Source organism: Rhodococcus sp. WB9 (genome assembly GCF_007558985.1).
GTDB lineage: Bacteria > Actinomycetota > Actinomycetes > Mycobacteriales > Mycobacteriaceae > Rhodococcus_F > Rhodococcus_F opacus.
This window is the reverse complement of sequence record NZ_CP041769.1, coordinates 6,664,769-6,690,475: the sequence shown is the minus strand read 5'-3', so window position 1 is coordinate 6,690,475 and position 25,707 is coordinate 6,664,769. Positions and strand designations below refer to the sequence as shown.

Below are 25,707 nucleotides of genomic sequence, written 5' to 3'. Positions count from 1 at the left end.
CTACCTGACGAACCCGAGGAAACACGCATGCCCAATCCCAGTCCCGGTTACTCCATCACCGTTCGCGTCACGGCCCCGGTCGGCGCAGGCACCACCTCGACTCTCGCGGGGGCGGTGGCCTCCGTGAAGGGCGCCATGACCGCGCTGGACGTGGAGAGCCACCCCGACCACATGGTCATCGACGTGACGTGCGACACCTCCGACGTCGAACATGCCGAGCAGATCGCGTCCGCGATCGCCGACGTTCCCGGCGTCGTGGTCGGCAAGGTCAGTGACCGCACGTTCCTGCTCCATCTCGGCGGGAAACTCGAAGTGGTGCCGAAGGTTCCGCTCAAGCACCGCGACGACCTGTCCCGCGCGTACACACCCGGCGTCGCCCGGGTCTGCACCGCGATCGCGGAGAACCCCGAGGACGTGCGGCGGCTGACGATCAAGCGCAACACCGTCGCGGTCGTCACCGACGGCTCGGCCGTGCTGGGTTTGGGCAACATCGGCGCCGCCGCGTCGATACCCGTGATGGAGGGCAAGGCGGCCCTGTTCAAGCAGTTCGCGGACGTCGACGCGTGGCCGGTCTGCCTGGACACCCAGGACACGGACGCGATCGTCGAGATCGTCCGGGCCCTCGCCCCGGTGTACGGCGGAATCAACCTCGAAGACATCTCCGCCCCGCGCTGCTTCGAGATCGAGGCACGGCTCCGCGAGATGCTGGACATCCCGGTGTTCCACGACGATCAGCACGGCACCGCCATCGTGGTTCTCGCCGCACTGACCAACGCCCTGCGGGTGGTCGAGAAGAGCCTCGACACGGTGAAGATCGTGGTCTCGGGTGTCGGCGCCGCCGGACACGCGATCATCCGACTGCTGGTCGCGCAGGGTGCGACGAACATCGTGGCGTGCGGGCGGAACGGAATCCTCTCGCCGGACGACACGTCCGAGTCGTTCCGTTCCTGGATCGCGAACAACACCAACCCGGAAGCGCGGTCCGGATCGCTGCGGGACGCACTGGTCGACGCGGACGTGTTCATCGGTGTCTCTGCCCCGGACATTCTGACCGGCGACGACATCGCGACGATGGGTCCCGACTCGATCGTGTTCGCCCTCGCGAATCCGGTCCCCGAGGTCGATCCCGTCGCCGCCGGACAGCATGCGGCGGTCGTCGCGACCGGCCGGTCGGACTTCCCGAACCAGATCAACAACGTGCTCGCGTTCCCGGGCGTGTTCCGGGGCCTGCTCGACGCGCACGCCGTCGAGATCACCGACGACATGCTCATCGCGGCCGCCCGCGCGATCTCCGATTCGGTGTCTCCGTCGGAGCTCAACCCCACGTACATCGTGCCGAGCGTGTTCGATGCCGCAGTCGCTCCGGCCGTGGCGGCGGCGGTGCGCAACGTCGCCGGGGTGGGGCGTGAAGACGATGTCTGACCGGCTCGACCTGCTGTTCCGTGCCCCGCGGGTGATCACCGCGGCGGGAGAGGTCGCCCGCTGTGTGGGTGTGCGGGACGGCCGGATCGTCGTCATCGAACCGATCGGCGCTCAGCTCGACGCCGAGATGGTGGTCGAGCTGGGCGACGACGAGGTGCTGATCCCCGGTCTCGTGGACACGCACGTGCACGTCAACGAACCGGGCCGCACCGAATGGGAGGGGTTCGCGAGCGCGACCCGGGCCGCAGCCGCCGGTGGAGTGACCACGATCGTCGACATGCCGCTCAACAGCATCCCACCGACCGTCGACGCCCGGGCACTGGACGTGAAACGCCGGGTCGCCGCCGATCAGGCGTACGTCGACGTCGGGTTCTGGGGCGGCGCCGTGCCCGGCAACGTCCCGGACCTGCGGGCCCTGCACGACGCGGGCGTGTTCGGGTTCAAGTGCTTCCTTCTGCACTCCGGCGTCGACGAGTTTCCGCCGCTGGATCCGGCCGAGCTCGAACTGGCGCTGAAGGAGATCGCCGGGTTCGGGGCGATGATGATCGTGCACGCGGAAGATGCCCATGCGATCGACCGCGCGACGTCACCCGGCGGCGAGAACTATGCGGACTTCCTCGACTCGCGGCCGCGGGGCGCCGAGAATCTCGCCATCGCGGAGGTTATCGAGCTGGCGCGGTGGACCGGGTGCAGGGTGCACATTCTGCACCTGTCGAGCTCCGACGCGTTGCCGATGATCGCGTCGGCACGCAAGGACGGCGTGAAGCTCACCGTGGAGACGTGCCCGCACTATCTGTCGTTCGTCTCGGAGGAGATTCCCTCGGGAGCAACGCAATTCAAGTGCTGCCCGCCGATCCGCGAGGCCGGGAACCGTGAGCTGCTGTGGCAGGGCCTGGCCGACGGCGTGATCGACTGCGTCGTCACCGATCATTCCCCGTGCACGGTCGACCTCAAGAGGTTCGACATCGGCGACTTCGGTGTGGCGTGGGGCGGCATCGCCTCGCTGCAGGTGTCACTGTCCGCGGTGTGGTCGGAGGCCAAACGTCGCGGGCACAGCCTGAACGACGTGGTCCGGTGGATGGCGGAGAACCCCGCCGAACAGGTCGGGCTGAACACGAAAGGGCACATCGCGCTGGGGTACGCGGCGGATTTCGCCGTGTTCGCGCCCGAGGAGGCGTTCGTCGTCGACGCGGCCGCCCTGCAGCACAAGAATCCCGTCTCCGCCTACGACCGGCGTGCCCTCGCCGGCGTCGTGCGCAGTACCTGGCTGGCCGGCAAACGGATCGACCTCGACGAGGCCCCCCGGGGCCGGCTGCTCAGCCGCGGTCTGGCCTGACGCCGCCGCACCCTTGCATGGCGCTGGATCCGAAAGATCCAGTGCCACAGCGGATTTGTCGTGTTCCGGGTGGTACGGCACCAAGATATATCCTGCCGAAATCATTGACCGGTCACTGTTGCCTGGCTCACACTTGGAGGGACCAATGGAACAAGCTTTCCGTGATACGGAAGTTCGTTCGCCGCCACGCAAGGACAGGCACATGCTCATAGACGACACAGTCTCGCGGCACACCACTACCGTCGCGACGCCGACGCCGACAGCGACCGAGACGAGTACCACACTCTACAACCTGGACCTGGCACCCACGAAGGCCTCGGGTCGCCGCTGGGGTAGCTACAGCATCTTCACGTTGTGGACCAACGACGTCCACAACATCGCGAACTACTCGTTCGCCATCGGCCTGTTCGCGCTCGGGCTGGGCGGCGGCCACATGATCCTGTCGCTCATGATCGGAGCGGTCATCGTGTGCGTCGCGATGACCTACGCCGGCTTCATGGGACAGAAGACGGGCGTGCCCTTCCCCGTGATGAGCCGGATCAGTTTCGGAATCCGCGGGGCCCAGATTCCCGCCGTCGTCCGCGCGGTCATCGCGATCGTCTGGTTCGGAATCCAGACCTACCTCGCGTCGATCGTCTTCCGGATCTTCCTCGTCGCCGTGGCGCCGTCGTTCGACCGCTTCGACCAGAACTCGATCCTGGGACTCTCCAGCCTCGGGTGGATCTGCTTCATCGGGATCTGGGCGATCCAGATCGTCGTCCTCGTATACGGGATGGAGGCGGTGCGCAAATTCGAGAGCCTGGCCGGCCCGCTGATCCTCGTGACGGTCGGCTCGCTCGCCCTGTGGATGCTGTTCCGCACCGACTTCTCCATCGCCTGGACGTCCGATCAGCCCGCCTCGGGCGGCGAGATGTGGCGGCAGGTCTTCGCAGGCGCAGCCCTGTGGATGTCGATCTACGGCACCCTGATCCTCAACTTCTGCGACTTCTCGCGGCGCTCCCCGTCGAAGACCGCCGTCGTGCGCGGCAACTTCTGGGGACTGTTCGTCAACGTGCTCGCGTTCGCCGTCATCGCGTTCATTCTGTGCGGCGCCCAGTTCCAGATCGACGGGACCATCATCGACAGCCCCACCGACATCGTCGCGGCGATCCCGAACACCCTGTTCCTGTCGCTGGCCTGCCTGGCCCTCGTGATCGTGACGATGGCCGTCAACGTCATGGCGAACTTCGTCGCACCGTCGTACGTGCTGTCGAACCTCGCCCCCGAGAGGATCAGCTTCCGCAAGGCCGGCATCATCAGCGCCTGCATCGGCGTGGTCCTGCTGCCCTGGAACCTCTACGACAGCCCCGTGGTGATCAACTACTTCCTCGGCGGCCTCGGCGCCGTCCTCGGCCCGCTGTTCGGCATCATCTTCGTCGACTACTGGTTCATCCGCCGCACGAAGGTCGACGTACCCGCCCTCTACTCGGACAGCCCGACCGGACCCTACTACTACCGCAAGGGATTCAACCTGCGGGCCATCTATGCCCTCGTTCCCGCCGCGCTCGTCAGCACCCTGTTCGCGATCGTCCCCGCCTTCCATCTCGTCGCCCCGTTCTCCTGGTTCATCGGCGCCGGCCTGGCGGCAGCAATCTACGCGGTCGTCGGCGACCGCACCCGGCAGTACGCGGACGTGTCCGGCGAGTCCATCGCCGTGGACAGCGGCCACGGCGACCACTGACAGGAGCTTTCGATGCGTATTCTCGTCGTCAACGTCAACACCACCACGTCCATCACGGACGCCATCGCCAAACAGGCCGAGGCCGCCGCGGCACCCGGTACCGAGATCGTCGGGCTCACACCGGAGATCGGTGCGGAATCCGTGGAAGGGAACTTCGAGAGCTACCTCGCCGCGATCGCCGTGATGGACCGGGTCCGGTCGTACCCGGAAACGTACGACGCGGTGATCCAGGCCGGATACGGCGAACACGGCAGGGAAGGCCTGCAGGAGTTGCTCGACGTACCCGTCGTAGACATCACCGAGGCGTCCGCCAGTATCGCAATGATGCTGGGACACAAGTACTCCGTGGTCACCACCCTCGACCGCACCGTACCGCTCATCGAAGACCGGCTCCGGCTCGCGGGCCTCGACGTGAAGTGCGCGAGTGTACGCGCGAGCGGTCTGCCCGTCCTCGCGCTGGAATCCGACCCCGAGCGCACGATCGAGGCGATCGTCGACGAGGCCGAAGCTGCTGTGCGCGAAGACAAGGCCGAGGTGATCTGCCTCGGCTGCGGTGGAATGGCCGGCCTCGACGACCGAATCCGGGATCGCGCCGGCGTTCCGGTCGTCGACGGCGTCAGTGCGGCCGTCACATTGGCGGAATCTCTTGTAGGGTTGGGTCTCTCGACTTCGAAGGTGCGCACCTACGCGCCCCCGCGTCCCAAGCAGATCACGGGATGGCCGCTCGCGAAACCGCGGTAGTCACCCGTGCAGTGAGTTGTGCAGCTTCGTCCTCACCCCGGACGGCCACTACGGCGCCCTATCCCGCGCCCGCAACGATGGAGTATCCCTTTGCTCGAACAGACCACGACCTCCGTAGACCCCGGCCGCGCCGGCTCGGTTCGCGTCATCCGTGAGGGTGTTGCGTCTTATCTGCCGGATATCGACCCGGACGAGACCACGGAGTGGTTGGAATCGTTCGATGGACTGTTGGACCGGTCCGGACCGACTCGTGCCCGGTATCTGATGTTGCGGATGCTCGAGCGGGCCGGGGAGAAGCACGTCGCGTTGCCGGCGTTGACGTCGACCGATTATGTGAACACCATCCCGACGGAGAACGAGCCGTGGTTCCCCGGTGATGAGGAGACCGAGCGCCGGTATCGGGCGTTCATCCGGTGGAACGCGGCGGTGATGGTGACCCGGGCGCAGCGGCCGGGGGTCGGGGTCGGTGGCCACATCTCGACGTATGCGTCGTCGGCGGCGCTGTACGAGGTGGGGTTCAACCACTTCTTCCGCGGCAAGGATCATCCCGGTGGTGGGGATCAGATCTTCATCCAGGGGCATGCCTCGCCGGGCATCTACGCCCGCGCGTTCCTGGAGGGGCGGATCCCGGCGGAGCGGATGGACGGGTTCCGGCAGGAACACTCGCACGCCGACGAGGGCGGCGGGTTGCCGTCGTACCCGCACCCGCGGCTGCTGCCGGATTTCTGGGAATTCCCGACCGTGTCGATGGGGTTGGGCCCGATGAACGCGATCTACCAGGCCCGGTTCAACCACTACCTGCACGACCGCGGCATCAAGGACACCTCCGACCAGCACGTGTGGGCGTTTCTGGGTGACGGGGAGATGGACGAACCCGAATCGCGGGGTCTGGCGCATGTCGCGGCCACCGAGGGTTTGGACAACCTGACGTTCGTGGTGAACTGCAACCTGCAGCGCCTCGACGGCCCGGTCCGCGGCAACGGCAAGATCATCCAGGAGTTGGAGTCGTTCTTCCGCGGCGCCGGCTGGAACGTGATCAAGGTGGTCTGGGGCCGCGAGTGGGACGCGTTGTTGCACGCGGACCGCGACGGTGCCCTGGTCAACCTGATGAACGTCACCCCGGACGGTGACTACCAGACCTACAAGGCCAACGACGGCGGGTACGTGCGGGAGCACTTCTTCGGCCGGGATCCGCGGACGAAGGAACTGGTCGCGAACCTGTCCGATCAGGACATCTGGAACCTCAAGCGCGGCGGCCACGATTACCGCAAGATCTACGCCGCGTATGCGGCGGCGATGGCGCACAAGGGGCAGCCGACGGTGATCCTGGCGCACACCATCAAGGGCTACACCCTGGGGAAGCACTTCGAGGGCCGCAACGCCACCCACCAGATGAAGAAGCTGACCCTCGACGATCTGAAGAATTTCCGGGACCTGCAGCGGATCCCGATCTCCGACGCCGAGTTGGAGAAGGACCCGAAGATGCCGCCGTACTACCACCCCGGCCCCGATGCCCCGGAAATCCGGTACATGCTCGACCGGCGGCGGGCGCTCGGTGGGTTCCTGCCGCAGCGCCGCACCAGCCCGGCACCGTTGCCGCAGCCGGCGGACTCGACCTACGACGTGGTCCGCAAGGGCTCCGGCAAGCAGCAGGTCGCGACCACCATGGCGTTGGTGCGGATCATGAAGGAGCTGTTGCGGGACAAGGAGATCGGCAAGCGGATCGTGCCGATCATCCCGGACGAGGCCCGCACCTTCGGGATGGACTCCTGGTTCCCCTCGCTCAAGATCTACAACCGCAACGGCCAGCTCTACACCGCCGTGGATGCGGACCTGATGCTCGCCTACAAGGAATCGGAGATCGGGCAGATCCTGCACGAGGGCATCAACGAGGCCGGCTCGACCGCCTCGTTCACCGCGGTCGGCACCTCCTACGCCACCCACGGTGAGCCGATGATCCCGCTGTACATCTTCTACTCGATGTTCGGGTTCCAACGCACCGGCGACGGCCTCTGGGCCGCCGCCGATCAGATGGCCCGCGGCTTCGTCCTCGGCGCCACCGCCGGCCGCACCACCCTCACCGGCGAAGGTTTGCAGCACGCCGACGGGCACTCGCTGCTGCTGGCCTCGACCAACCCGGCCGCCGTCGCCTACGACCCGGCGTTCTCCTACGAGATCGCGCACATCGTCAAGGACGGGCTGCGCCGGATGTACGGCGGCACCGACGGCGTCGACGGGTTCGGTGGCGAGGACATCTTCTACTACATCACCCTCTACAACGAGCCCTACTCCCAGCCCGCCGAACCCGCCGACCTCAACGTCGACGGCCTGCTCAAGGGCATGTACCTGTTCAAAAAGTCCGAGGCCTCGGGCCCGAAGGCGCAGATTTTGGTCTCCGGTGTCACCATGCCCGAGGGGCTGCGGGCCCAGCAGCTGCTCGCCGACGAGTGGGGTGTGGCCGCCGACGTGTGGTCGGTCACCTCCTGGGGTGAACTGCGCCGCGACGGCATCGAATCGGAGCGCCAGGCCCTGCGCGACCCCGGCACCGACGCCCCGCTGCCGTACGTCACGCAGGCCCTGTCCGACGCCGCCGGCCCGTTCGTGGCGGCCTCGGACTGGATGCGCGCGGTCGCCGACCAGATCCGCCAGTGGGTCCCCGGCTCGTACACCACCCTCGGCACCGACGGGTTCGGCTTCTCCGACACCCGCCCCGCCGCCCGCCGGTACTTCAACGTCGACGCCGAATCCATCGTCGTCGCCGTGCTGTCCGCCCTCGCCGGCGAAGGCACCCTCGACCGCTCCAAGGCCGTCGAGGCCGCCAACCGGTACCGCATCGACGACGTCCGCGCCGCCGCCGTCTCCTACGCCGACACCGGCAGCGCCTAGAACGGAATCGAAAATCCTATGACAGCAACAATGTCCGAATACCTCGTCACGCCCGGCCGGGAGGCGCCCGCGTCGGCGAGGCGCGCGAAGATCGTGTGTACCCTCGGCCCCGCGACAGCAACCGGCGACCGCATACGCGAACTCGTCGACTGCGGAATGGACATCGCACGGCTCAACTTCAGCCATGGCGAACATTCCGATCACGAGGAGAACTACCGCCGGGTGCGGGACGCGTCCGAACACACCGGCCGGGCGGTGGGTGTTCTCGCCGACCTCCAGGGCCCGAAGATCAGGTTGGGGCGCTTCGTCGAAGGCAGCGTCGTCTGGTCGGACGGCGACGTCGTGCGGATCACCGTCGACGAGTGCGACGGCAGCCGGGATCGTGTGTCGACCACCTACAAGCAGTTGGCGGAGGACGCCGAGCCCGGTGACCGGTTGCTCGTCGACGACGGCAAGATCGGACTGGTCGTCACGGACGTCGACGGCAACGACGTGGTGTGCCGGGTCACCGAGGGCGGTCCGGTCAGCAACAACAAGGGTGTGTCGTTGCCGGGGATGAACGTGTCGGTCCCGGCGCTGTCGGGCAAGGACATCGCCGATCTCGAGTTCGCACTGCGTCTCGGTGTCGACCTCATCGCCCTGTCGTTCGTGCGATCGGCGGCCGACATCGAACTCGTCCATGCCGTGATGGATCGGGTCGGCCGCAGGGTTCCGGTGATCGCGAAGCTCGAGAAACCGGAGGCGATCGACAACCTCGAGGCCATCGTGCTGGCGTTCGACGCGGTGATGGTCGCCCGCGGCGATCTGGGTGTCGAACTTCCCCTCGAGCAGGTGCCGCTCGCGCAGAAACGGGCCATCCAGATCGCCCGCGAGAATGCGAAGCCCGTGATCGTCGCGACGCAGATGCTGGAGTCGATGATCGAGAACTCTCGGCCGACCCGGGCCGAGGCGTCCGATGTGGCGAACGCCGTCCTCGACGGTGCGGACGCGGTGATGCTGTCGGGCGAAACGTCCGTCGGGAAGCACGTGATGGAGACGGTCCGCACCATGGGCCGCATCATCAGCGCGGTGGAGGAGAAGTCCACGCACGTTCCGCCGCTGGCGCACGTACCCCGCACGAAGGGCGGAGTCCTGTCCTACGCGGCACGCGACATCGGGGAACGATTGGGTGCGGCGGCGCTCGTCGCGTTCACCCAGTCCGGGGACACCGTGTGCCGGCTCGCGCGGCTGCACACTCCGCTGCCGTTGCTGGCGTTCACCCCGCTCCCGGCGGTGCGCGCTCAGCTCGCGCTGACGTGGGGGACCGAGACGTTCCTCGTCGACCCCGTCGAGTCGACCGACCAGATGATCCATCAGGTCGACCACGCGCTCCTCGGCCTGGGCCGATACCGGCGGGGCGACCTCGTCGTCATCGTCGCGGGATCGCCTCCGGGCACCGTCGGCTCGACCAACCTGATCCACGTCCACAGGATCGGCGAGGAAGACCACTGATCGGATGTGACGCTGTAACCGTACGCCCGTCCGCTATTGACAGAACTCGATGGACACGGTTTTCTTGATGTCAAGATACGAAACTGTGTTTTCGCATCGTGGAAGTTTTGCCAAGTGCGGAAGGTGAGTCATTTCATGACTGAGCGTGTTGAGGTCGGCGGTCTGCAGGTCGCGAAGGTGCTCTACGACTTCGTGAACGAGGAGGCGCTGCCCGGGACCGGGGTGTCGGTGGACGGGTTCTGGTCGGGTGCGGCGAAGGTGATCGACGATCTGGCGCCGAAGAACAAGGCGCTGCTGTCCACCCGCGACGACCTGCAGGCCCGGATCGATGCCTGGCACCGCGACCGGGCCGGTGCCGTGATCGACCCGGCCGAGTACAAGGCGTTCCTGACCGAGATCGGGTATCTGGTGCCCGAACCGGCCCCGTTCGAGCTGTCCACGGCGAACGTGGACACCGAGATCACCGCCACCGCCGGCCCGCAGCTGGTGGTCCCGGTCCTCAACGCCCGCTTCGCGCTGAACGCCTCCAACGCGAGGTGGGGGTCGTTGTACGACGCCCTGTACGGCACCAACGCCATCCCCGACGACGGCGGCGCGGAGGCGGGTGCCTCCTACAACAAGGTCCGCGGCGACCGGGTCATCGCCTGGGCCCGCACCTTCCTCGACACCGCCGCCCCCCTCGCGACCGGGTCGCACGCCGACGCCGCCGCCTACACCGTCGACGGCACCGCCCTGACCGTGCAGCTCGCCGACGGCACGATCACCGGCCTCGCCGAGCCGGGCAAGTTCGTCGGCTACCTCGGCGCCCCGGCCGCCCCGACCAGTGTGCTGCTGCGCAACCACGGGTTGCACGCGGAAATCCAGATCGACCCCACCTCCCCGATCGGGTCCACCGACGCGGCGGGGGTCAAGGATGTGGTGCTCGAATCCGCGGTCACCACCATCATGGACTTCGAGGACTCCGTCGCCGCCGTCGACGCCGACGACAAGGTGATCGGCTACCGCAACTGGCTCGGCCTCAACCGCGGGGACCTGACCGAGGAGATGACCAAGGGCGGCACGGCGTTCACCCGCCGGCTGAACCCGGACCGGGTCTACACCGCCCCGGACGGGTCCGAGCTCACCCTGCACGGGCGGTCGCTGCTGTTCGTCCGCAACGTCGGGCATTTGATGACCACCCCGGCGATCCTGCACGGCGACGGCACCGAAATCCCCGAGGGCATCCTCGACGCCCTGATCACCTCCCTGTGCGCGGTCCACGGGCTGTCCCGGTCCGAGCAGACCGGGCCGTTGGACAACTCCCGCACCGGGTCGATCTACATCGTCAAACCCAAACAGCACGGCCCCGACGAGGTCGCGTTCACCACCGAACTGTTCGGCCGCGTCGAGCAGGTCCTCGGCCTGCCCGGCAACACCCTCAAGGTCGGCATCATGGACGAGGAACGCCGCACCACCGTCAACCTCGCCGCCTGCATCAAGGAAGCCAGTGAGCGGGTGGTGTTCATCAACACCGGGTTCCTCGACCGCACCGGCGACGAGATCCACACCTCGATGGAGGCCGGGCCGATGATCCGCAAGGCCGAGATGAAGAAGCAGACCTGGATCACCGCCTACGAGGACTGGAACGTCGACGTCGGGCTCGCCTGCGGGTTGCAGGGGCGGGCGCAGATCGGCAAGGGCATGTGGGCGATGACCGAGCTGATGGCCGAGATGCTCGAGCAGAAGATCGGCCACCCCAAGGCCGGCGCGAACACCGCGTGGGTGCCGTCCCCGACCGGGGCCACCCTGCACGCCACCCACTACCACCAGGTCGACGTCGTCGCCGTCCAGAACCGGCTCGAGGGCACCCGGCGGGCCACCCTCGACGAGATCCTCACCATCCCCCTCGCCCCGAACACCGACTGGTCCGACGCGGAGAAGCAGGAAGAACTCGACAACAACTGCCAGTCCATCCTCGGGTACGTGGTCCGCTGGATCGACGCCGGCGTCGGCTGCTCCAAGGTCCCCGACATCCACGACGTCGCCCTGATGGAGGACCGCGCCACCCTCCGCATCTCGTCGCAGTTGCTGGCGAACTGGATCCGGCACGGTGTGGTCACCGCCGACCAGGTCGTGCAATCGCTGCAGCGGATGGCCCCGGTGGTGGACCGGCAGAACCAGGGCGATCCCACCTACCGGCCGCTGGCCCCGGACTTCGACACCAACATCGCCTTCCAGGCCGCGAAGGAACTCATCCTCGACGGCACCACCCAGCCCTCCGGCTACACCGAACCGATCCTGCACCGCCGCCGCCGCGAATACAAAGCAGCCAACGCCTGACCCGGTCGCCCCGCACGTGAGTGGCGAAGCGTCCCCCGGGACGCTTCGCCACTCACGTGTCAGGCGAGGTTCACCGTCGCGAAGATGTCGCCGGTCGGCTGGGTGGAACCGCCGGGCGGTTCCACACTGAATCCGAGTTCCGTGGACTGGTCGATGTCGTTCACGACCGCGGTGGTCGACGGTGACACGTCATCGGCTTCCATGATTCCGGCGGACACCGGCTCGTGCGACGGTCCGAGCAGCCACATCTGATACACCGAACCCGGTGCGGGCGGCGGGACATCGTTCATCACCAGCACTCCGGCGTCGACGTCCTTGGAGTACACGACGGTGGCCGAACCGCCACCGGCGATCGGTGCCACCGCAGTGCGGACGTCGTCGGCCGCGAGGATCTGCGCGGGCACGGGTTGGCCGTCCTCGCTCTGCAACTGCTGAGCGACGGTGATGCCACCCACGGCGAGGACGACGACCGCGGCCGCCGCACTCAACGCCGCCACGAGGCGCCTGCGCTTGCGCGCACGAACCTCGTCCAGCGCTATCGGTGCGGGCGCAGCGGCAGTGCCGGGCAACGCATCGAAGATTCGCCCGAGCAGGTGAGCGGGCGGCTCGACCGCGGTGGACGCCGACTGGGCGGCCATCGTCTCGTGCACACTGCGGACGGCGGTGTCGAATTCCAGGCGAACGTGGGGCGGTGCACTCTGGACCGCGGTGTCGATCTCGAGGCGCTGCTGATCGTCGACGGCGTCGAGGGCGTACACCTGAGCGAGGTCGAGGATGTCGTGCTGGGACTCATCCATCGAACTGCACCCCCAGACATTGCTTGAGCCTGATCAATCCGTCTCGAATTCGTGATTTCACCGTCGGAAGCGCCACGGACAGCCGTTCCGACACCTCTCGGTACGTCAGCCCTCCGTAATAGGCGAGGACCACCGTTCTCTGCTGGACTTCGGTGAGCGTGCCGAGGCAATCGACGACGTCGCTGGTGTCGCCGCGTCGGGTGACTTCCTCCGACACCGCGTCGAACGGTCCGTACCAACTCGAGGCGCCGTAGGCGGCTTCCCGTTCGGTGCCGGACTGCTCGGACCGCACCCGGTCGACGGCACGGCGATGGGCGAGGGTGATCAGCCACGACAGCGGCGACCCCTGCTTCGGATCGAATTTATCCGCGTTGTTCCAGACCTGCAGGTACACCTCTTGGGTGGTTTCCTCGCTGTATCCGGGATCGCGCAGAACCCGCAGCACCATCCCGTACACCCGCGCGCTGGTGCGTTCGTAGAAGTCGCTGAAGGCATCCCGCTCGCCCTGTGCGATACGCGCCAGCAACGCCGTCAGCGTCACGTTCTCCGTGTCCCTGTCGACGCCGGTCATCGGCCCATTCCGTTCATCGATCCACAGCCTAATAGCAGGTTGCGGCCGGTGTGACCACGATGGGACCCGAGGGGATGCGAGCGATGCCGGCATGGCACTCACCGCTTCGGCGGCAAGGGAAGGAAATAGCTGGTGCGCTGCTGGTATTCGGGGTAGCCGGGTCGCTGCGACATCGACTTCTCGAGCAGCTTCGCGCCGGTCGCGAACACCAGGAAATACGTCATGACCACCGGAGACAGCACAGTGAGAGCTCCGGGCCACACGCTCGCCGCGATGAGCCACAGTCCCCACCACACACAGGAATCGCCGAAGTAGTTCGGGTGCCGCGTCCACGCCCACAGGCCGACGTCCATGATCTCGCCCTTGTTGGATGGGTCCGCCTTGAACGCCTTCAACTGGTGGTCGCCGACCGATTCGAACACGACACCCACCACCCACAGGAGGACGCCGAGCACCCCGACGACCGCGCCGAGCCCGGATGCGGGACCGAGGACGGCCGACACCTGCAGCGGCAGCGACACGAACCACTGCGCGAGGCCCTGGGTGAGAAAGATCTTCCTGACGACGACACCGGGCGAGTCGCCGCCCGCCCGGTCGAGCATCTCCACGTAGCGCGGGTCCTCGCCCTTGCCTACGGACTTGGCGTACATGTGCCAGGTCAGTCGCAGACCCCACACGGCGACGAGCACCACCACCAGCCAGCGGCGCAGTGTGTCGCCGTCGCCGATGACGGCGGCCACGAGCGCCACCAGGACGAAACCGAGGCCCCAGGACACGTCGACGACGTTGTAGCGTCCGATCCGCCGGCCGACGAGGAACGTCGCGGCCTGGAGGACGGCGAGCACGAGAACGCTCGCCGCGGTGACGGCGCCGAAGTCCGACCAGTCGAATCCGTTCATCGGAGCACGCCGGATCCCGCGGAGTCGACCCGCACGGCAGGCATGAGAGATCGACCCGCCGCGGTCGGCTTCACGGCCAGGATCTGATCGACGCCCATGCGGCCCTGCTCGAAGCTCATCCCGCCGCCGACGAGGTACAGCCGCCAGACTCGGGCCATCTCGAGCCCGACCATCTCGACGACGTCGTCCCAGCGGGACTCGAACTTCTCCAGCCACGCGTCGACGGTCCAGACGTAATGGTCACGGAGACCATGCACGTCGCGCACCTCGAGCCCGGCTCGTTCGAGGTACGCGACGCTCTCGCCGACGGGACGCATGGTCATGTCGGGAGCTATGAACGACTCGATGAACGGGCCGCCGCCGGGATGGCGTCCGGTGCGGGACATCTGCTGGATCAGCACCCGCGCACCGGGCTTCGCGTTGTCGCAGAGGGCCTGCGCGTACCGGGCGTAGTTCTTCTCGCCCACGTGCTCACCCATCTCGAGGGAGGCGACGGCATCGAACGGGCCGTCGGGGACCTCGCGGTAATCCTGCAGACGGATCTCGACGCGGTCCTGCAACCCGCGCTCGGCGATCCGCTTGTCGACGAACACCTTCTGCTCACGGGAGATGGTGACACCGACGACGTGTGCGCCGTACTCGGCTGCGGCGTGCAGACTCAGCGATCCCCAGCCGCATCCGACGTCGAGTAGCCGCATTCCGGGTTCGAGACCGATCTTGCGGCACACCAGGTCGAGCTTGTCCCGCTGGGCGTCCTCGAGTCCGTAGTCCGAATCCTGCGGTGTTCCCGGCGCCTTCCGGGTGAAATAGGCGCACGAGTAGGCCATCTGCGGGTCCAGGATCAGGGCGTAGAAATCGTTGGAGAGATCGTAGTGGTGACTGATCGCGGCGCGGTCGCGCAGCAGACTGTGCAGCCGTCCGCGGATGTTCGCCTGTGTGGCGGGTGCGGGCAGCGGCCCGCCCACGACACCCAGCTTCGCGGCGACGCGCAGCACCTTCGCGACCGTCGTCGGGCTCGGCCGGACTCCGTTGAGCCCCCGCTCGCGGGCCACCGCCCACGCGTGTGCCAGGGCCTCGCCCAGGTCGCCCTCGACGTCGATCTCACCCGTCACGTAGGCCTGCGCGGCCCCGAGTTCGCCGGGGTTCCAGAGCAATCGGCGCAGGGCGTCGGGACTGCGCAGCACCACCCTCGGCGCCGTGACCGGGCCTGCGGTGCTGCCGTCCCACGCGGTCAGATGCACGGGCAGTTCGCCGCGGACGAGCGGACGCAACGCCTTGTCGAGTTCGGCGGCAACGGTCACGGTCATGCTCCCGTCTTGTCGAGGACGAGCTGCTGGACGTCGATGTAGCCGGAGCGGAACCCGGCCTCCGAGTAGCAGAGGTAGAAATGCCACATACGCCGGAACGTCTCGTCGAATCCGAGTTCCTCCGCCTGGGAGCTGTGTGCGGCGAACCGCTCCTTCCACAGCCGGAGCGTCTCCGCGTAGTGCTGTCCCATGCTCAGGCGTTCCCGCACCCGCAACGCGGTGTGTTCGGCGGTGACGGATTCGATCGCCTCGGTCGACGGGAGGAATCCGCCCGGGAAGATGTACTTGTGCACCCAGGTGTAGGTGTTGCGGGTCTGCAGCATCCGATCGTGAGGCATGGTGATCGCCTGCAGCGCAATCTTTCCGCCCGGAGCCAGGAGTTTGTCTAGCACCCGGAAGTAGGTGGCCCAGTACTGATGTCCGACGGCCTCGATCATCTCGACCGACACGATGGCGTCGTACTCGCCGTCGACGTTGCGGTAGTCGAGCAGGTCGATCTGCACGGTCTCCGAGTGGCCGGCCTCGGCGACGCGCAGGCGGGCCAGGCTCTGCTGTTCGCTGGACAGCGTCACCGAGCGGACCACGGCGCCGCGTTCCGCCGCCCGGATGCACAGCTCTCCCCAGCCCGTCCCGACCTCGAGCAGCCTGGTTCCCGCACCGACACCGGCCTCGTCGAGCAGCCGATCGATCTTGCGGCGCTGCGCGTCCGCGAAGTCCTCCCACTTCGGGGTGATCTGTGGGACGGGTGCCCGCAGGACCGTCACGTCCCGGACCTGCCCCACGCGGGTCGGGGTCGTCGAGAACAGTGCACTCGAGTACGTCAGCGTCTCGTCGAGGAATGTCTCGAACATCTCGTTGGACAGGTCGTAGTGCCGGGAGATGTTGGAGCGGGTGTTCTGCTCGGTGTTGCGTTCCTGGGCGGGGTGTTTGGCGACATAGAGTGCGCGCAACCGTTGCAGCGGGCGGGGAATGAGGGTCGCCATCCGTGAGGCGAACACGCTCAGCACCGCGGCGAGATCCGGCGACGTCCAATCACCGGCCATGTACGACTCGCCGAAACCGATGAGACCGCTCGTCCCGACCCGCCGGGCGAACGCATCCGGGTTGCGGATGATCATGCGCGGCAAGATTTCCTGCTCGCGGCGTGCCCCCACCAGGGTGCCGTCGGGGTACTCGATGCGGACGTCGAGGTCGGCGGCCGCGCGGCGGAACAGGCGGTCGGCGACCTTCGCCGACATCGAGGCACGCGGACCGGTCGGCACGTCGGCCAGGCCAGGCCAGATCCGGTTGTCGATCCGCGGATCCTCCCCGGTGAACTCGAGGTCGGCGGTACTCACGGCAGGCGATGCGTCCATGTCGGTGTCCTTGTTCCTTCTCACTGAACTGTCTCCTTCTGCCGGCCGTCGGGCCGAGCCGTGACGGGGAGTCCACGGGCCCACAGAGTGATTCCCTGGATTCGAATGCGAGCCGACACCACGAGAGGTGCCAGGGGAGTGCGTAGTTGAGTCCTCAGGACCGTCCGGCGGGTGGCGGGATGTCGCGTTCCCCGCACCGTCGCGGTGAACGGGGCGTGCCCGTCCCGGTGGAGCACCACGTTCAGCGAGAGCCTGTCGCCCGGCTCGGGGAACCGCATCTCGTAACGTCCGCTCACGTCGTTGAACGGGGAGACGTAGAACTGCTTGTCCACCTCGGCGCGGTCGCTGCCGTCGGGCCGGATCAGGTAGCTGTGCCGCTGACCATAGGTGTTGTGCACCTCGGCGATCACACAGCGGAGGCTGCCGTCGACGTCGTGGCACCAGTACACGCTGAGCGGGTTGAACACGTAGCCGAGCACCCGCGCGTTGAGGAGCGCCGTCACCGTCCCGCCGCGAAGGTCGACTCCGTGGGTGGCGAGGAACGCATCCACCCTCGCGCGCAGCGTGTCCGCGCCGGCACCGGAGCCCGGTTCGAAGTGGTCCTCGGCGCAGAAGCGGGCGAACGGACCGAGCCACCCGGGTAGGCGCGGAAGGTCGTCGACGTCGACGTACCAGCTGTAGCTCGAATACTCGAAACTGTTGCGGACGGGTTCGGTGCGTGCGTGCCGGATCGTCGTCGAGTAGATCGCCGGCGCGGTCACGACACCGTCTCCCGTTCGCGGTGTCGCCCGGCGTGCGTATCCCACGATCCGCCGATCCGTTCGGCGGCGCGCAAACCCGACAGCGCCCCGTCCTCGTGGAACCCCCAGCCGTGGTAGGCGCCCGCGAAAGCGAAGGTGCCGGAACCGAGTTCGCGCAACCGCGACTGCGCGGACACGGAATCGGGGGTGTAGACGGGGTGCTCGTACGTCATCTCGGCGACGACCTTCGACGGGTCGACGAGGTGCTTGCCACCGAGTGTGACGAGGAACCGCCGGTCGCGCACCGTGTCCAGGCGCATGAGCCGGGTCATGTCGTAGGTGACGATGACGCCCGTCGCGTCCGTGCTGTCGGCGGGCGTCAGGTAGTTCCAGGAGGCCCGGGCGTTCTCCGCGCGGGGGAGCAGCGACTCGTCGGTGTGCAGCTGGGCGTGGTTCACCGAGTACGGCATGTCACCGAGGATCTCGGTCTCGAGGTTCGAGGCATCGCCGAGCATGGCGAGCGCCTGACGGGGGTGAACGGCGACCACCACGGCGTCGAAGTACCGGACGTCGCCGCGGCCGTCGACGACGCACGCGCCGCCGTCCGGGGTGCGTTCCACCTGCTTCACGGGGGTGTCGAGAAGTATCTCGTCGAGGTGTGCCGCCACCTTCTCGACGTAGCGGGCGGAGCCACCGGTCACGGTGCGCCACGTGGGTGACCCGAAGACGGTGAGCATTCCGTGGTGCTCGAGGAACGTGAACAGGTAGCGAGCCGGATAATGCGCCGCCGTCGTGGGATCGCACGACCACACCGCCGCGACGAGCGGTGTCATGAAATTCTCGACGAAGTACGGGCTGAAACCGTTGCGGCTCAAGAACTCGCCCAGCGGTTCCTGCGCGCCGGCCTCGTCGGCCGGGGTGTCGAGCACGGCACGGGCGCAGCGGTGGAATCGAAGAATCTCGCCGAGCATCCGCCAGTACCGCGGCCGGGCCAGGGTGCGGGTGGTGGGGAACAGCCCGCGGATCCCCTTCGCGCCTGCGTATTCGAGCCCGCTCACATCGGATCGGATCGACATCGACATGTCCGAATCCTGGGTGGCCACGTCGAGTTCGGCGAACAGGCGCAGCAGGGTGGGGTAGGTGCGGTCGTTGTGCACGATGAAGCCCGTGTCGACGTCCACTTCTGCGCCCGAGTCGAGTGCCAGGTGGTGGGTGTGGGCGTGACCGCCGAGACGGGCGTCGGCCTCGTAGAGGGTCACGCGGTCGTGGCGGGACAGAACGTAGGCGGCGGTCAACCCTGCGACGCCGCTACCGATCACCGCGACGTTCCTGCGTTCGAGCTTCTCCGAATCATGCATGGCGACCTGCTTTCCGGTCTGTCGGTGCGGCGACGACACCTTCCGCAGCGAAGGCGTCGAGAACGAAATCGGCGGTGATGCGATGCCACCAGCGAGGCCGGGTGAGCATGAAGTGTCCGGCTCCCGGCAGCGGAGTCCACGAGGCGTTCACCCCGCGAGCCAGCACCCGCTCGGTCTGGACCCGGGAAGAGGTGGGATCCGTCCAACGGTCGGCGGTTCCGTGCGCGACCATCAGGCTGCGGTCGGCAGGCACCAGTTCGCCGTCGGACTCGGGCCACCAGGGTGCGAGCGCGGCGATCGCCCGTACGTTGTCGAGCGCAGCGAGGTGAGCGGCGACGCGGCCGCCCATCGAATGTCCGACGACGGCGACGGGGACGTCCCCGAACCGCAGCCGGGCCCGCTCGACGGCAACCCGGGCGTCGTGCACCGGGCTGGCCTCGGGGGCGTTCCATCCGCGGACCCGGTACTGCAGCCGCTCCACGACGATTCCGTGCCGGCCGAGCGTGCACCTCAGAGACCAGGCCATCCAGGTCATGCGCAGATTCGACAAGTGCCAGAACCGCGAGGGTGCCTGACTGCGTTGTTTGCCGCCGGGCAGCACGAGTACGTACGCCGGGGCGGTGGGCGGGCCTTTCTCCATATCAATTATTCGGAGCTGGCTTTGTGTCGGATGGGCGGACCCGCACCCGCTCACGTGAGTGGCGAAGCGTGCCCGAGCGCACCGTGGCACTCACGTAAGCGCACGCGAGAAGCCCGGCGGCATCGGTGTGGGACCGATGCCGCCGGGCGCGGAGAACTGTGAGACCGAGCGTGCTTACTGGGGCATCAGGACGGAGTCGATCAGGTACACGGTGGCGTTGGCGGTCTGGACGCCACCGCAGATGACGCCGGCGTCGTTGACCTTCAGGTCGTCGCCCGAACCGGTGACGGTGACCGTGCCACCCTCGACGGTCGTGTGCTGGCCGTCGATGTCACTCGGCGCGATCTGACCGGGGACGACGTGGTAGGTCAGGACCTTGGTGAGCAGCGCCGGGTCCGTCTTGAGGGTCTCGATGGTGGCCGGGTCGACCTTCGCGAACGCGGCGTCCACCGGCGCGAACACAGTGAACTGTCCGCTGTTCAGCGTGTCCACCAGGTTGACCTGCGGGTTGAGCTGACCGGATATGGCGGCGGTGAGGGTGGTGAGCAGTGGGTTGTTGGACGCGGCCGTCGCGACGGGATCCTGCGCCATGCCACTGACCGAACCGGCACCGTCCGGCACCGTCTTCGCGTACTCGGCGCAGCCCGGACCGACCAGGTTGGCGGCGGGATCGGCCATCGCGGACGAGGTCATCGAACCGGACGACATCGACTCGGACGTCATTGCCTCCGAGGCCGAGCCGCTGCTCGACGAGTCGCTGTCGTCCGACGAACACGCTGCGCCCAGCAGGACGAGGGATGTGCTCGCTGCGACTGCCAGAACTCGTGTGGTGATGTTCATGGGTTATTGCCTCTCTCCGGTGTGGGTGCGGATGAGCACCATCGACAGGCATTCGGAGCGGTCTCCCGATCGGATGGGTCGAAGGTTCTCCCGGATCGACCCATCCGATCCGGGAGGGGCGTCGAATGCCCTGAGAGAGGGTGCTGGACAGGCCCTCTGTTCCGGCTGCCCGTTTATCGTGAAAGGACCCGAGATGTCACGCTCGAAGGTACGTGGATTCGCCGCAGGACTTCTGACCGTGGCTGCGGCCGTGGTGCTGGCGGCGAGCCCGGCACACGCTCAGCCCGGTGCGCTCGCACCCGTCCCGTCTCTCGACGTCCAGAGGTACCTCGGTACGTGGTATCAGTTGGCGGCTGTGCCACAGCCGTTCAACCTGGACTGTGCGCGGGACACCAGGGCGACGTACGGGCTCGTCGACCCGTCGAACGTCAGCGTCGCCAACTCGTGCACCACCTGGGCGGGAGGGACGAACGGAATCAACGGCAACGCGCGTGTCACCGATCCGGTCACCAATGCGCAACTCCACGTGAGTTTCCCGGACGTGCCGTTCCAGAGTTCACCGGACGGACCCACCAACTATGTGGTCACCTACATCGCCGACGACTACTCGTGGGCGCTCGTCGGTGACCCGGCACGGGCTTCGGGTTTCGTCCTCTCCCGCAACCCGGCGGTCGACGACGCGGGATGGAAGCAGATCCGGCAGGTGGTGGAATCGCGTGGCTACAACTCGTGCCTGCTGCTGACGTCCCCGACCACCGGTGGCCGAGAAGGAGTTCAGCCGCTCTGCACGGTCTGACGGGCAGCGGAGCCGGTGATGTTCTCCATCATGCCTTTGAAGATGATTCCGTGGAACGGCATGATGGAGTACCAGTACAGCCGTCCGGCGAGGCCTTTCGGGAAGAAGATGGCTCGTTGATCGAGTCGGGACCGGTCGGAATCGACACTGTGGACTCGCCATTCGAGCCACGCCCCGCCCGGTGCCCGCATCTCGGCGCGTAGCCGTAGCAGAGACCCCCGGTCGATGTGTTCGACCCGCCAGAAATCCAAGGGGTCACCGGTGTTGAGCTGCTTCGGGTTCCGGCGTCCGCGGGTGAGTCCGACACCGCCGACCACGCGGTCGAGCCAGCCGCGCACCGACCACGCGAGTGGGAACGAGTACCACCCGTTCTCGCCGCCGATGCTCTCGACGACGCTCCACAGCGTTCCGGCGTCCGCTTCGCAGTCCCTCGTGCGTTCGTCGGTGTAGACGACCTCACCGGCCCAATCCGGGTCGGACGGCAACGGATCGGACGGGGCGCCGACCGGGGACGCACTGGCCCAGGTCGTCTCCACCTCGCCGTTGTCGATGCGCCGCAATGCCAATCGCACGGCGTCCCGGTACGTCGTCAGGCCCGCCTTCGGCGGTGGGATGACGTCGTCGATGTCGTGCTCGGTGGCGACGGCGTCGTTGTGGAGTGATTCGATCAGTGCCCGCCCGAGTGAGCGGGGGATCGGGGTGACCAGACCGATCCACAGACCGGCGAGCTTCGGGGTCAGCACCGGGAGGACGAGGATGCGACGCTGACGCAGGCCCGCGACCTCGGCGTACGTCTGCATCATCTCGCCGTAGCGGATGACGTCGGGGCCACCGATGTCGAAGGTGCGGCTGCGCGGCAACGGCGCCTCGGCCGCGGCGACGAGGTAGTGCAGCACGTCGCGGACCGCGATCGGCTGGATCCGGTTGTTCACCCACCGCGGGGTGGTCATCACGGGGAGGCGGTTGGTGAGGTGGCGGATCATCTCGAACGACGCCGAACCGGAGCCGATGACAACCCCGGCCTGCAGAACCATTGTGGGAACACCGGAGTCGACCAGGATCTGCCCCACCTGTGTGCGGGAGCGCAGGTGCGGCGAGAGGTCCACCGAGTCGGGATGCAGTCCGCCGAGGTAGACGATCCGGCCGACACCGGACGTGCGGGCCGCCTCGGCCACGTTCTCCGCGCTGACGCGTTCGGCCTCCTCGAACTCCTCCGAACCGCCCATCGAATGCACGAGGTAATAGACGACGTCGACGTCCGTGAAAGCGGCAGAAAGGGATTCGGGATCGCTCAGGTCGCCGCGGACGATCTCGACGTCGGACGCCCACGGAACGTCGGTCAGTTTCTCGGGTGAACGCACCAGCACCCGCACCCGGTAGCCGGCTTGCGAAAGCCTGGGGGCAAGGCGTCCGCCGATGTATCCGGTGGCACCGGTGACCAGTACACGTAACTGCGTCATTCCCACACGCTACCCGTCGTTGTCACCGCCTCGCCCGCTATCGCGACTAAGGTCGGGTCATGGGCGACTAAGGTCGGGTCATGGGCATCGTGCATTCGAGCGTGGTCGAGGCCTCGCGGGACGAGTTGTTCGCCTGGCACACGAGGGCGGGGGCGTTCACCCGGCTCTCACCGCCCTGGCAGCCACTGAGCCTCGTGAAGGAGTCCGAGTCTCTGGAATCGGGTCGTGCCCAACTGCGCATGCCCGGCGGCCTGACGTGGATTGCGCAGCACGACGTGAAGGCGTACGACCCCCCGCACCGGTTCGTCGACTATTCGGCCGCGCTGCCGCTGCGACTGCTGGTGCCGTGGCGGCACACCCATACGTTCGACGTCGTGTCCGAGGGCCGGACTCGGGTCACCGATCAGGTCGACACCATCGTGCCCGGCCACTTCCTCCGGTCGACGTTCGTCTACCGCCACCGCCAGCTCGCCGACGACATGGACCGGCACCACTGGGCGTCCACCCTCCTGCCCGGTCCCCTCACCGTCGCGGTGACGGGGAGTTCCGGTCTGGTCGGCTCCGCCCTCACCGCGTTCCTGAGCACCGGCGGGCACCGGGTGATCCGTCTCGTGCGCCGCGCTCCCAGCACACCCGACGAGCGGCGCTGGAACCCGGACGCTCCTGCCGCGGACCTGCTCGACGGAGTCGACGCGGTGATCCACCTCGCCGGCGCGTCCATCGCGGGACGGTTCACCGACGGTCATCGCCGGGCGGTCAGGGACAGTCGTATCGAGCCCACCCGTCGGCTGGCGGAAGTGGCGGCAGCGTCCGGGCAGGGACCGAAGATCTTCGTCAGTGCGTCGGCGGTCGGGTACTACGGCCCCGACCGGGGCGACGAGGTGTTGCGCGAGCAGGACCCGCGGGGTGACGGCTTCCTCGCCGACGTCGTGGCGGACTGGGAGGACGCGGCGACGCCGGCCGCCGACGCCGGACTGCGGGTGGTCCACGTCCGCACCGGGATCGTCCAATCGCCGAGCGGCGGCGTGCTGCGCCTGCAACGGCCGCTGTTCGAGGTCGGACTCGGAGGTCGTCTCGGTGCCGGAACGCAGTGGCTGTCGTGGATCGACATCGACGATCTGATCGACGTCTACCATCGCGCCGTCGTCGATTCGGGGTTGAGCGGTCCGGTCAACGCGGTGGCGCCGAATCCGGTTCGCAACGAGGAGTACACCGCAGTTCTGGCGTCGGTACTGCACCGCCCGGCCTTCCTCCCGGTCCCCGACTTCGGGCCGAAGCTGCTGCTCGGCGAGCAGGGCGCACGCGAGCTCGCCCTGGCCGATCAGCGCGTCGCCCCGGAGAAGCTCCGCGAGCGCGGTCACCGGTTCCGCCGCCCCGACCTCGACACGGCGCTGCGCCACCAGCTCGGTCGGTTCAAGACCGACGAGGGGTAGCGCGCCCGGCGTCGTACGCCGCCACGACGCGCTTCGGGGCGGTGAGACGCCACGCCTCCTCGACGAGTTCGGCCAGTTCTTCGGCGTCGACGCGGTCGAGGACGACGTCGATCCAGCCCCACCGCCCGAAGAACGGTGCGACCAGGAAGACGTCGGGATCCTCCTGCAGCAGAGCCGCCTGCGTTTCCTTCGTCGCTTTGAGGCAGACGGTGGGGGCGCCGTACCCGACGAGACCGAACATCTTCTTGCGCACGCGGAACGTCGGCTGGTCGCCCCAGTTGGCGATCACCACCTCGTGCGCCTCCGGCAATGCCAGCATCATCGCGCGCACGTCGTGTTCGGTGGGCATCACAGCTCCTGGTCGGGCGGTCGGTGGTCCGGGGACCTTTATATCCCGGATCACCGACAGCCCGGACCGCGGCGGGGTCAGACGAAGGCGAATTCGTCTCCGGCGTGGAACTTGGCGAGCGATTCGGAGACCGATCGCCGTGACGGCGGGTGGAAGGCGAATGCGTGGACGGCGGCGGTAAGGTAGCCGATGTCGGAGGATGTGATGAACGCGATCCCGCCGAGCGATTCGACGGCCGCCGCGGACGCGCGGACGAGTGCGTCGCGAATCGCGATACGCGAGAACAGCAGCCGCACCGAGATATCCTGTCCGCGTTCGCCTTCGTCGACGGCGCGGGCGATGTTCTCGATCGCGGCCATCGCGTTCTCCACGTCGGCGGCGGCGCGCACGTAACCCTCGTAGTCGTCCTTGCCCGCCGCCAGTAGCCGCTCGAGCAGCGCGCTCGCCGCGCCCAGGTAATTCGCGGTGACGAGCATGCCGAACCACAGGTACCCGGTCATCTCGTGTCGGCCGTCGGGGTCGTCGGCGCCGTTGAGGAGGACGAGGTCGGCGGGCACCTCGACGTCCTCGAGGTGCACCTCGTCGCTCTCGGCTCCCGCGAGTATCCAGCTCTCCCAGAACGGGCGCACTGAAATGCCGGGGGTGCCGGCGGGGATCAGCGCGATCGCCCGCTCACCGGTGTCGACCTCCACACTGGCGGTGAGCAGGTCCATCGAACTCGACAGGCTGCACGGCTTCTTGCTGCCGTTGACGATGTAGCTCGACCCGTTCCTGGTGGCGGTCATCGTGGGGATGAAGACGTTGTCCCCGGTGACGCCCTCGGAGAAGCCGGAGGCGACGACGGCGCGTTGTTCCACCAGGCTCGTGATCAGCGCGCGGTCCTCGTCCGTCGCCTCCTGCGCGAACTCGTTGAGGGTGGCGAGCGACAGATGGTGCATGGTGGCGGCGGCGCCGAGAGACGGCGACCTGCTCCCGATCGCCCGTTGGACCCGCACGGAGTCCAGGGCGGAGGCGCCCAGCCCGCCGGACTCCTTCGGAATGGTCAGTGCGGTACCGCCCGCGTCCCGGAAGCGCCCGATCGCCCCGCTGCCCCGGCCCTCCAGCGTCAGCAGTGGTGTCTCGTCCAGGTAAGTTGCGAGGTCGGGCAGATACGACTTCAGCGCTGCGTGTTCACGGGCCATCAATGCGGTCATGACACTCCTCGAATGTGTTCGCGGAAATTTCGGATCTCCAGGGAGATCCATAGG

The 25,707-nt window shown here is 67.6% G+C and carries 21 protein-coding genes; 9 read left to right on the top strand and 12 right to left on the bottom strand.

The genetic code is table 11. The features are described 5' to 3' along the window. Positions 1 to 27 precede the first annotated feature (27 nt). The 7 genes from FND50_RS31205 (at position 28) to FND50_RS31175 (ending at position 11,915) form a co-directional block, all read left to right on the top strand. The gene (locus FND50_RS31205) at positions 28 to 1,422 is read left to right on the top strand and encodes an NAD-dependent malic enzyme (protein ID WP_144288273.1); all 1,395 of its coding nucleotides are present in this window, start codon (positions 28 to 30) and stop codon (positions 1,420 to 1,422) included. After that, entirely contained in the window at positions 1,415 to 2,758 is a 1,344-nt protein-coding gene (allB, locus tag FND50_RS31200; RefSeq protein ID WP_144289210.1) for an allantoinase AllB, read from the top strand. The genes FND50_RS31205 and allB overlap by 8 nt, the downstream gene beginning before the upstream one ends. Before the next feature lie 202 nt (positions 2,759 to 2,960). Beyond that, positions 2,961 to 4,478 (top strand): NCS1 family nucleobase:cation symporter-1, encoded by a 1,518-nt coding sequence (locus FND50_RS31195; RefSeq protein WP_144288272.1) that lies wholly within the window; start codon positions 2,961 to 2,963, stop codon positions 4,476 to 4,478. A gap of 12 nt (positions 4,479 to 4,490) precedes the next feature. Continuing rightward, on the top strand, positions 4,491 to 5,219 hold the full coding sequence (locus FND50_RS31190; RefSeq protein ID WP_144288271.1) for an aspartate/glutamate racemase family protein: 729 nt from the start codon (positions 4,491 to 4,493) through the stop codon (positions 5,217 to 5,219). An 84-nt stretch (positions 5,220 to 5,303) separates the two neighbouring features. Further along, positions 5,304 to 8,105, top strand: coding sequence for a pyruvate dehydrogenase (acetyl-transferring), homodimeric type (aceE, locus tag FND50_RS31185; protein ID WP_144289209.1), 2,802 nt, complete (start codon positions 5,304 to 5,306; stop codon positions 8,103 to 8,105). Positions 8,106 to 8,135: 30 nt separating this feature from the next. After that, on the top strand, positions 8,136 to 9,596 hold the full coding sequence (gene pyk, locus FND50_RS31180; RefSeq protein WP_144288270.1) for a pyruvate kinase: 1,461 nt from the start codon (positions 8,136 to 8,138) through the stop codon (positions 9,594 to 9,596). 135 nt (positions 9,597 to 9,731) lie between these two features. Further along, positions 9,732 to 11,915, top strand: coding sequence for a malate synthase G (locus FND50_RS31175; protein ID WP_144288269.1), 2,184 nt, complete (start codon positions 9,732 to 9,734; stop codon positions 11,913 to 11,915). Positions 11,916 to 11,974: 59 nt separating this feature from the next. On the opposite strand, the gene FND50_RS31170 is transcribed toward FND50_RS31175, so the two are convergent. The 9 genes from FND50_RS31170 to FND50_RS31130 all read right to left on the bottom strand — a co-directional run bounded on the left by FND50_RS31170 (position 11,975) and on the right by FND50_RS31130 (position 20,422). Further along, on the bottom strand, positions 11,975 to 12,712 hold the full coding sequence (locus FND50_RS31170; RefSeq protein WP_144288268.1) for an anti-sigma factor domain-containing protein: 738 nt from the start codon (positions 12,710 to 12,712) through the stop codon (positions 11,975 to 11,977). After that, positions 12,705 to 13,283: a sigma-70 family RNA polymerase sigma factor gene (locus FND50_RS31165; RefSeq protein WP_011595276.1), complete on the bottom strand. Its 579-nt coding sequence runs from the start codon at positions 13,281 to 13,283 to the stop codon at positions 12,705 to 12,707. Before FND50_RS31165 ends, FND50_RS31170 begins: the two co-directional genes overlap by 8 nt. A 98-nt stretch (positions 13,284 to 13,381) precedes the next feature. Further along, positions 13,382 to 14,182: a DUF1295 domain-containing protein gene (locus tag FND50_RS31160; RefSeq protein ID WP_144288267.1), complete on the bottom strand. Its 801-nt coding sequence runs from the start codon at positions 14,180 to 14,182 to the stop codon at positions 13,382 to 13,384. Continuing rightward, on the bottom strand, positions 14,179 to 15,489 hold the full coding sequence (locus FND50_RS31155; RefSeq protein ID WP_144288266.1) for a class I SAM-dependent methyltransferase: 1,311 nt from the start codon (positions 15,487 to 15,489) through the stop codon (positions 14,179 to 14,181). Before FND50_RS31155 ends, FND50_RS31160 begins: the two co-directional genes overlap by 4 nt. Beyond that, positions 15,486 to 16,868 (bottom strand): class I SAM-dependent methyltransferase, encoded by a 1,383-nt coding sequence (locus FND50_RS31150; protein ID WP_144288265.1) that lies wholly within the window; start codon positions 16,866 to 16,868, stop codon positions 15,486 to 15,488. The genes FND50_RS31155 and FND50_RS31150 overlap by 4 nt, the downstream gene beginning before the upstream one ends. Beyond that, a complete protein-coding gene (locus tag FND50_RS31145; RefSeq protein WP_144288264.1) occupies positions 16,865 to 17,605 on the bottom strand; it encodes a DUF1365 domain-containing protein in 741 nt (246 codons plus the stop codon). Before FND50_RS31145 ends, FND50_RS31150 begins: the two co-directional genes overlap by 4 nt. Then, on the bottom strand, positions 17,602 to 18,942 hold the full coding sequence (locus FND50_RS31140; protein WP_144288263.1) for an NAD(P)/FAD-dependent oxidoreductase: 1,341 nt from the start codon (positions 18,940 to 18,942) through the stop codon (positions 17,602 to 17,604). The genes FND50_RS31145 and FND50_RS31140 overlap by 4 nt, the downstream gene beginning before the upstream one ends. Then, positions 18,935 to 19,582 (bottom strand): alpha/beta hydrolase, encoded by a 648-nt coding sequence (locus tag FND50_RS31135; RefSeq protein ID WP_144288262.1) that lies wholly within the window; start codon positions 19,580 to 19,582, stop codon positions 18,935 to 18,937. The genes FND50_RS31140 and FND50_RS31135 overlap by 8 nt, the downstream gene beginning before the upstream one ends. Before the next feature lie 174 nt (positions 19,583 to 19,756). Continuing rightward, the gene (locus FND50_RS31130) at positions 19,757 to 20,422 is read right to left on the bottom strand and encodes a fasciclin domain-containing protein (protein ID WP_005259097.1); all 666 of its coding nucleotides are present in this window, start codon (positions 20,420 to 20,422) and stop codon (positions 19,757 to 19,759) included. 193 nt (positions 20,423 to 20,615) lie between these two features. Between FND50_RS31130 and FND50_RS31125 the strand changes: the two genes are divergently transcribed. After that, positions 20,616 to 21,218: a lipocalin family protein gene (locus FND50_RS31125; protein ID WP_144288261.1), complete on the top strand. Its 603-nt coding sequence runs from the start codon at positions 20,616 to 20,618 to the stop codon at positions 21,216 to 21,218. Here the strand turns inward: FND50_RS31125 and FND50_RS31120 are convergent. After that, positions 21,197 to 22,678, bottom strand: a complete 1,482-nt coding sequence (locus tag FND50_RS31120) for an SDR family oxidoreductase (RefSeq protein ID WP_005259093.1) — start codon at positions 22,676 to 22,678, stop codon at positions 21,197 to 21,199. The two genes, FND50_RS31125 and FND50_RS31120, sit on opposite strands and share 22 nt — an antisense overlap. An 80-nt stretch (positions 22,679 to 22,758) precedes the next feature. On the opposite strand from FND50_RS31120, the gene FND50_RS31115 reads away from it, so the two are divergent. After that, positions 22,759 to 24,111 carry a TIGR01777 family oxidoreductase gene (locus FND50_RS31115; protein WP_144288260.1) on the top strand — a complete coding sequence of 451 codons (1,353 nt, stop codon included), beginning with the start codon at positions 22,759 to 22,761 and terminating at the stop codon, positions 24,109 to 24,111. On the opposite strand, the gene FND50_RS31110 is transcribed toward FND50_RS31115, so the two are convergent. Both FND50_RS31110 and FND50_RS31105 read right to left on the bottom strand, forming a co-directional pair. Continuing rightward, on the bottom strand, positions 24,092 to 24,460 hold the full coding sequence (locus FND50_RS31110) for an MmcQ/YjbR family DNA-binding protein (protein ID WP_005259088.1): 369 nt from the start codon (positions 24,458 to 24,460) through the stop codon (positions 24,092 to 24,094). The two genes, FND50_RS31115 and FND50_RS31110, sit on opposite strands and share 20 nt — an antisense overlap. A 77-nt stretch (positions 24,461 to 24,537) precedes the next feature. Next, a complete protein-coding gene (locus tag FND50_RS31105) occupies positions 24,538 to 25,653 on the bottom strand; it encodes an acyl-CoA dehydrogenase family protein (RefSeq protein ID WP_144288259.1) in 1,116 nt (371 codons plus the stop codon). Between the last annotated feature and the right edge of the window lie 54 nt (positions 25,654 to 25,707).